We start from the raw sequence: 5,843 nt of genomic DNA, 5'->3' as shown, positions 1-5,843 counted from the left end.
GAAGAGAACGGAGCGACCGCTCAGGTTCGTCAGCGGCGCCGGTGTGCGTGGTGTCTGGTTCATCCCGAAGTCTCCCGCAGCTCGTCAATGCCATCATCATGGCGGGAGGCAGCGTTAGCGCCAAGCGCCGAACAGCGTCTTCTGGATCCTGTGATTCGGCGCCAAGTGGCGATATATGGCTCTTTCGAGGTCACTCTGTCCCCTCTCAGTTTAATCCGGGCCACGCTAATTATTTCAGGAGGCGGCAAAAGATGATTGAAAGAACCTGTAGACTAGGCGCTGGAGATTAGATGGCCTAGTTACTAAGATCCAGATCCATATAGTCTATTATCGGTATAGCTGGTCCCTGACATTGCCGTATCTCCGAGGCTATATACTGATACCTGTCACTTCGCTCCTGCTATGAACAAACTCATCTGTCTGAACCAGTGGGATGGCCACTAGGTATTGCCGCGACATCGCGGTAGATAAAGGCTATGGCAGTGATTTCCATCGCCAGTACTGCGACTGCCACCGGTTGAAGTCGATCATCGCCATACACAAGATTCACCGACCCCCACGGTGCTGAGGCGACCATAGGTGTTGACAAGCTTTACTATTGGGGGAAGAAACGTCATCAAGTGGTGCATCGGCTGGGTTAAAAGGCTGCGTCGTGTCTGCACGCGCTACGACAATCTCCTCAATAGCTTTCCTGTATAGAGCATTGCTTGCGCGGAGTATTTTCAGACAACCCTCCGAAGATATCTACGTTATCCATTGTAGGATATTTTCCATATATTTTGTCCGTCCGTAGTAGAAAATATCCTTAAAACAGAGCGATAAGTTCAGTGTCTAATTTTTTAGCTGACGGATAAGGCAGTTATCTGTCAGATTCACCATGCTTGACGTGTGTCTAAGCGGGATCAATATTCAAGATGAGGGGTGGATGTGGGGCTGTTCATATCTATACCCTTTAAGGCATGAAGTTGACGCTTAATAGTGGAGGATTTGATATGTATAGCGAAGTTAAAGAAAATGAGCGGAATGAGTTTGGTATTTGTATATTCGGAGAAGAGCAAGACGATGACCCAAGGGGGACGTTAGCTCTTGATGGTGGTTGTACGGGAGGCTGTGGAGATGGCGGTTGCTCAGGCGGAGGGGGTACCGGGGGTACCGGTTCCGGCTGCGCTACCTAAAAGCGAAGGAGAGCACTGGCTTGCGATAAACTAAAGGAGACAATGCAATCGTTATCGGAGCGTCTTGAGCTTAATCCGCGAAGGTGAGTGAGAGCTGAAGTCTGGTAATGGTGTCTCTGACAAGCAAGTCAGTGCTTCCTGATAGGGTTCAATATATGGAATATTTTTATGGCAAGAGGGTGGGTATGGAAGCCTGGCAAGTAAAGCCCGTTCAGTTAATTGATCTGGAAGATAACAGGGTGTTGATGCTGACGTCAGATAAAACAATTGTGTTGACAAGTAGGGAACATATAGAGTTTGCATTGGTGGCCCGAGATAGAGCCAATGAGACACTGGAGTATAAGGATATAAGGAAGATATTTGGAGATGTTCCGGAAGGCGCGTTTGATATTTTCTTTCGAAAACTCTCGAGCCCGCAAGGCGAGATAGCATCAATTGCCTTTCATGGTGATAGTGACAAAATACGAGAGGTTGTTTCTTCGATTCCGATGGTTAGAAAATTGATTTCTGGAGGCGATGGAGTATGCCTTAATGTTGTGCATTCTGAGACTTTATCCCCTACATTAGCAGAGAGAGTAGAGGATGAGGCATCTGATAATGATCTTGTCCTAATCTCGACTTTTATTCGTGATCAGCATGTTGTGATAGGCCCTGTGATTCGTGCCTTTTCGACACCTAGGTTTAGTGACTTTTTTTCATCCTGGCAGCTCTTCGAAGAAAATCGACTTAACGATAATAGGAGTTGGTACTCTGTCATGGATTTTGCGATGAAAGAAAATATTGAGCTAGGTTCCTCAATTACACGTGATGAAAGTATTGATGGCCTCTGTGCTTTTCATCTTTCAAGAAGTATTCGCAAGCTTATATCAGCCAACCCTCCTTTATACCACTGGGACGAAGCAGCCGGAGTTAGTTTCTGCCATTTGGAGAGTGGGAAAATGCATTTCGATGCACTAGTACATTCTATTTTACGCTGAAAGGTGATGGTTAAACGTGAATAAAAATCAAAGTGATGCGTATGCTGGAGGGTGTGTTGGCGAGATTAGTTGGGTCGACTTGATGGGTCGAAGTGACCTAAAGTTAATGCACGAGGTGTCGACCTTTCATCACCGAGGATCCTTTCTTCGCACTACGCCAATCGAGAATCGTCGATATATGCCTTCAACGGAAGATTCCGCTAGTTGGATGAGTCGCGATACTGTGATGGTGCAGGGTGGTATATTAATGGAGCTCTTGGATAGCTGCGACATAGAACAGTTGCGTCGTTCTCCAATAAGGTTTAAAGCTTGCTCGCCTTTAGATATGAAGGGAATCTCAAAAATATTTTCGATGGCTTTTCGTTCAGATCCAGAAACACTTCTTAGGCCCTATCCATCAGGAGGCCGAATTTATCCAATTGAGTTATTCTTCCTAGACTTGTCCTCTAGTCAGCCAGAACCGCTCCACTATCTTCATAACCGCCATGCTTTCGAGCGATTATCTAGCGAATGCAGTGATTGGGAGAGTGCTCTTCTTGGCCCTCAACATCCATGGGGAGAACCTGTTGCAGCATTAATATATGTCCTTAATCTTCCAAAGTCACTGGTGAAATATCGTTATCGTGGATACCGGTTAGCCTTGATTGAGGCTGGATGTATGATGCAGCAAGGATCAACTGCTGTTGTTGAAGTTGGGCTTCGTGATCGAATAACGAATGCTTTTAGTGACAATGAATTAGCTGCCTGTTTAGGCCTTAACCCAGCTTGCTTCTTGCCGATCGCAGTACAAATAATTGGAAAACCCGGTGACTAACTGCCGACTAGAGAGGATTTCTAAAATGCTTTTTAGATCCCCTGTTTTCTCTACGGGGCCCTGTAGTTTGAATGTTGTGCCAGCTATACGGTTAGGAATGCCTTGGGGAGTTATTGCTTCTGATCCTCGTGGCATAAATGCAGGGGCTTTTGGCTTAGGGCCTGGAACACTTCAGCGCGCATTAGGCGAATATCTGGAGCGAGTTGTAGGCTATTTTTTTATTAAGCCTGACTGTGCTACTGAATGTGAAATGTTGCACCCTTCAGTCTTACATGCAATGCACCAGCTTCTACCAGGACAGTCTCTTCCAGAGAGTTTAAAGTGTTTGAGCATGATGGACCTTAATAGTGGTAACAAGGTTTCTGTTCCGGTTAATATGGCTTCTTTGGGTAAGCGCTATATGGAAGAGCCTATGCCGAACAGGGATACGTCCGGTATGGCCATTCATGTTGATCCCGAAAAGGCTCTTTCTGGTGCCATAGGGGAGTTTATAGAACGGCAGTGTTTATTGCGTGCTTGGTTTGAAAATAGTCCTTGGCAACCGGTATCAGAACTTCCTGGAAATCATGTCTTTGATGCTTTATCTAGGATGGGGAAAGTCAGTGTTTTTGATATATTGTCTGAGCCTTTCACTGGCTGCTGTCTGCTAGCAATATTCGAAGGCTATGGAAAACCAGTATGGTTTTCTTCTTCCTTATCATATGACAGTAATCCTGAAGTTGCATATGATAAGTGCATGCAGGAGCTCTGGCAGATTTATCAGTTTGTCTACATGGTTGCGACAGGCATTCTGGATCAATCAGATATGCGTGATTTGTACCAGAGAGACTATTTGGATTGCAATAACCAAGAAATTTTCAATGAGTTCATCGAACGTCTTCCGGAAAAACCATTCTCCAAACTGCAGCATGGTGATTCATATAAATTTCAGGTGAGGAGTATGGGGGAGTTAGGGGCGCTTGCTCTCATGCATACGCAAAAAATAACTAGCGGCCCACAGAATCCATGGTTTGTCCAGTTCAAGTCACCAGATTTTTATATGCATATCAAGCCGTCTCGGCCAATAAATCATGATAATCTATATGCCCGCAGGTTCAAGAGGATGGACCCTTACCGCAAACAAATGGACTTACCTTTCCCATGAAAAAAATCCATAATATTATATCGCTAGCAATTATTTTTGTGCGCGAAGCTCTACGCGAGCCGGGCTGGATGTTTTGGTCATTGGCCTTCCCCTCAATTTTGGTTGTTACACTTTTTTTGAACGGAAACGGGGCATTAGATGACCGATTGTACGGAGTTCTTCTGGGATTTATCGCTATAGTGACCGGGCTTAGAGGTACCGGTACATATATGCTAGGCCGCCGAGAAGCAGGTTTCTTAAAGGCTTTTGTTGCCTTTCGTGCCGCACAACGGCGCTTCTTGGCAGCTCAAATAATTTCCGGTTTTATATTCACATACGGAGTCGTTCTTATTTTTTCTTTGGTTCTATCTTTTACGCCTGGTAGTTTGGGTCTGTTTGATTTTTTAGGTATGGCTATTAGATCTGTTCCTGTTGTTCTATGCGTGGGATTGTCAAGCTGTATATTGAACTTGATTCCGATGAAATTTCAGAGAGTCTTTGGAGTTATGTCGATGAGCTTTGCGCCTATGTTGCTTTTGGCAATGGCTCGTGTGAATTTTGGAGATGAGGTTGCCTGGGTGGTCTGGATTAATTACTTTAATCCGGTCAGCATTGGTGCTGAAATCATTGATCCGGCGGGAAGAGTCGAGTGGCCCACCTTGTTAATATGCGTCATTTTGAGTGTCTTGTCAGTTTTTTTGACATTGTCAAAGTTTAGCACTGAAACATACTGGGATAAGGAGGGGTGATGTCGGAGATATTGAGGATAAAGGATTTGAGTTTTGGCTATAATTTTCGTGAAATCTTTGCACATGCAGAAGTTTCTCTGGAAAAAGGTAAGATCTATGGGTTGCTTGGCCCGAATGGAGCTGGCAAAACTACCTTACTGAATTTGCTGTTTGGTAACTTGCGTCCTATTGATGGAAAAATAACTTGGTTCATCCCTCCAGAGGAGAGGTTCTTGGTGCGGCAGTATATCACCATTCCTAATGAGCTAACTATTGGTGAGTTTGTCGAGATTATATTTCGAATGAATCAGGGTGAATTCAATAGGAGTGCATTTTTATATTCTCTTCCCATAGTTTGGCAGGAGCGCATGTCAGAACTTTTCGATCGCCGTGTGCCAGCACTTAGCTTCGGCGAAAGGAAATGGGTGATTACTGTTGTAGCTCTGGCTTTTGATAGAGATTTAGTTGCTTTAGATGAGCCTACAGCCGCAATGGATGTGCCGACTCGGCAGTCTATTTGGCAAAATTTGAAAGATGCCAAGGCTGCTGGAAAGACAGTAATAGTTTCTTCTCATTATCTTGAGGAGTTCGAAAATACTGCAGATGTGATTCTCGCAATTCGTAGTGGCCGAATCGAGTACTTCAAGGGTGTGGAGGATTTTTGCAATAATATTGAAGGGAGCAATAGATCAGTGAATGAAGCATTTATGCAATATTATAGCTAGGTTATACCTGAAAAGTCGACGAGTGAAGGTGTTTTTCGGATACTACTAAGCGTCGGTCTATGACCGATCGTCTCGTTTAGGCGCTCTGCGGGGTTGGCCAGCTTCTCGTCGATGACGTGGAGATACGCCGTCCAGTCGTCGACGTGATTGAGCTCCGCCTTGCCGTCCGAGATGCCGCGCAGCACCACCAGCGGCACGTTAAAACGCATGCAGGCGCGCAGGCAGGCGTAGCTTTCCATGTCCACCATGTCGGCGGCGATGGCGTCATAAGCCTGGCTCGTATACACATCTCCGAGCCAAC

At 45.4% G+C, this 5,843-nt stretch carries 6 protein-coding genes; 5 read left to right on the top strand and 1 reads right to left on the bottom strand.

What is annotated here, in order from left to right; all coding sequences use genetic code 11:
- The first annotated feature begins 1,360 nt into the window (after positions 1 to 1,360).
- From HSDC_RS16645 to HSDC_RS05185, 5 genes are all read left to right on the top strand, one after another.
- Positions 1,361 to 2,152: a hypothetical protein gene (locus HSDC_RS16645; protein ID WP_137055200.1), complete on the top strand. Its 792-nt coding sequence runs from the start codon at positions 1,361 to 1,363 to the stop codon at positions 2,150 to 2,152.
- A 208-nt stretch (positions 2,153 to 2,360) separates the two neighbouring features.
- Positions 2,361 to 2,966, top strand: coding sequence for a SagB/ThcOx family dehydrogenase (locus HSDC_RS16640; protein WP_170862782.1), 606 nt, complete (start codon positions 2,361 to 2,363; stop codon positions 2,964 to 2,966).
- 25 nt (positions 2,967 to 2,991) lie between these two features.
- Positions 2,992 to 4,110 (top strand): YcaO-like family protein, encoded by a 1,119-nt coding sequence (locus HSDC_RS16380; RefSeq protein ID WP_082919954.1) that lies wholly within the window; start codon positions 2,992 to 2,994, stop codon positions 4,108 to 4,110.
- A complete protein-coding gene (locus HSDC_RS16635) occupies positions 4,107 to 4,838 on the top strand; it encodes a hypothetical protein (RefSeq protein ID WP_137055195.1) in 732 nt (243 codons plus the stop codon). Before HSDC_RS16380 ends, HSDC_RS16635 begins: the two co-directional genes overlap by 4 nt.
- Entirely contained in the window at positions 4,838 to 5,542 is a 705-nt protein-coding gene (locus tag HSDC_RS05185) for an ATP-binding cassette domain-containing protein (protein WP_064698887.1), read from the top strand. The genes HSDC_RS16635 and HSDC_RS05185 overlap by 1 nt, the downstream gene beginning before the upstream one ends.
- Here the strand turns inward: HSDC_RS05185 and HSDC_RS05180 are convergent.
- The coding region (locus HSDC_RS05180) for a phosphorylase family protein (protein WP_439951091.1) at positions 5,539 to 5,843 on the bottom strand (305 nt) is incomplete at its 5' end. The genes HSDC_RS05185 and HSDC_RS05180 overlap by 4 nt on opposite strands.

It is taken from the genome of Halomonas caseinilytica (assembly GCF_001662285.1).
In the GTDB taxonomy this organism is placed as follows: domain Bacteria; phylum Pseudomonadota; class Gammaproteobacteria; order Pseudomonadales; family Halomonadaceae; genus Halomonas; species Halomonas caseinilytica.
This window is presented reverse-complemented; position numbering and strand designations above follow the sequence as displayed.

What these genes read in the sequence shown, in the direction of transcription:
- HSDC_RS05185 (WP_064698887.1), top strand. Translation starts at nt 4,838, where the DNA reads ATGTCGGAGATATTGAGGATAAAGGATTTGAGTTTTGGCTATAATTTT.
- HSDC_RS16640 (WP_170862782.1), top strand. Translation starts at nt 2,361, where the DNA reads ATGAGTCGCGATACTGTGATGGTGCAGGGTGGTATATTAATGGAGCTC.
- HSDC_RS16635 (WP_137055195.1), top strand. Translation starts at nt 4,107, where the DNA reads ATGAAAAAAATCCATAATATTATATCGCTAGCAATTATTTTTGTGCGC.
- HSDC_RS16380 (WP_082919954.1), top strand. Translation starts at nt 2,992, where the DNA reads ATGCTTTTTAGATCCCCTGTTTTCTCTACGGGGCCCTGTAGTTTGAAT.
- HSDC_RS16645 (WP_137055200.1), top strand. Translation starts at nt 1,361, where the DNA reads ATGGAAGCCTGGCAAGTAAAGCCCGTTCAGTTAATTGATCTGGAAGAT.